This window comes from Corallococcus sp. AS-1-12 (genome assembly GCF_020036995.1).
Lineage (GTDB): Bacteria > Myxococcota > Myxococcia > Myxococcales > Myxococcaceae > Corallococcus.
Window position 1 is genome coordinate 1 of sequence record NZ_JAIQDD010000090.1, and the last position, 1,408, is coordinate 1,408.

Consider the following 1,408-nt stretch of genomic DNA (forward strand, 5'->3'; position numbering starts at 1 on the left):
TACCACTTAGTCGGTTGTTGAAGCCGCCGGTCGATCATGATCTACGGTCGCGATGGACCGGCGGACGCTGAAGCGACTCGATGAGGAGTTGCGCGAGTACCTCGATTCGATGGTGGAAGGCATGGGCCGCCCCGAGCGGCGCGCCGCGATGGCGGCGTACGTCACGGGGCTGCTGCTCGACGGCGAGCGCAAGAGCATTCAGCCCATGGCGGCTCGGCTGGTGGATGACGCGTCGGAGACGGAGGCGATGCGCCAGCGGCTTCAGGAGTGCGTCGTCATCAGCGGATGGTCCGATGCGGAGGTGTTCCGACGCCTGGGTCAAAAGCTGGAGCGGGAACTGCCGGGACTGGAGGCGTTCGTCCTCGACGATACGGGCTTTCCGAAGAAGGGGACGCACTCGGCCGGCGTGGCACGCCAGTACTCAGGCACGCTGGGGCGAATCGACAACTGCCAGGTGGCTGTGAGTCTGCACCTGGCGGGCGAGAATGGCTCTGGCTGCATCGGCATGCGGATGTACCTCCCAGAGGCCTGGGCGAAGGACACCGCACGTCGCAAGAAGGCAGGCATTCCAGAGGACGTGGGCCTCACGGAGAAGTGGCGGCTGGCTCTGGGGCAGTTGGACTCGGCGCTTGCCTCTGGCGTGCGCAAGCATGTCGTGCTTGCCGATCCGGGCTACGGGGACTGCGGGGAGTTTCGCGAAGGCCTCGTCGAGCGAGGGCTGGGCTATGTGGTGGGCATCAAGGGCGAGACCTCTGTTTGGCCGCCAGGCAGCGCCCCGGCCATTCGCAAGAAGCCGCCGGGCAGTCGCGGCCGGCCTTCCACTCGGCACTACGACGACCAGCATCCGCCGTTGCTGGTGGGCGTGCTGGCCAAGGGGTTGAAGTACCGCTCCGTCATCTGGCGCGAGGGAAGCCGTGGCTGGCAGTCCTCACGCTTCGCAGCCGTCCGCATCCGGACGGCGCACCGGCATATGAATGGAGTGCCGCCGGGAGATGAGCAGTGGCTGCTGTGCCAATGGCCCCAGGGAGCGCAGGCCCCCACGAAATTCTGGCTCTCCTCCCTCCCATCTGACACGTCCATACGCACCCTGGTGCGCCTGGCCAAGCTGCGTTGGCGCATCGAGCGCGACTACCAGGAGATGAAACAGGAACTCGGCCTGGACCACTTCGAGGGCCGCACCTGGCGGGGCTTCCACCACCACGCCACCCTCTGCGCCATGGCCCATGGCTTTCTCGCGCTCCGACGAGCGCTTTCCCCCCCGGGGCCGGGTGAAATGGACGCTGCCTGAAGTCCGCCGCCGTCTTCAACAGGTGCTGTTGCACTGGATAGGCGTCTGCCCCCTCTGCCGCAGGCTCGTCGACGACTCGAACCTGCCGCGCGGCCCCTCACGAATCTGATCAGGTGGTAC

General features: G+C 66.6%; 1 protein-coding gene. It reads left to right on the plus strand.

Translation table 11 applies throughout. The annotated features are described in order from the left end of the window. Positions 1–52 precede the first annotated feature (52 nt). The gene (locus K8556_RS38805; RefSeq protein WP_223745173.1) at positions 53–1,288 is read left to right on the plus strand and encodes an IS701 family transposase; all 1,236 of its coding nucleotides are present in this window, start codon (positions 53–55) and stop codon (positions 1,286–1,288) included. Positions 1,289–1,408: the final 120 nt, after the last annotated feature.

Bases quoted from the DNA above. Each gene is read 5' to 3' on its own strand.
- K8556_RS38805 (WP_223745173.1), top strand. From the start codon at position 53: ATGGACCGGCGGACGCTGAAGCGACTCGATGAGGAGTTGCGCGAGTAC.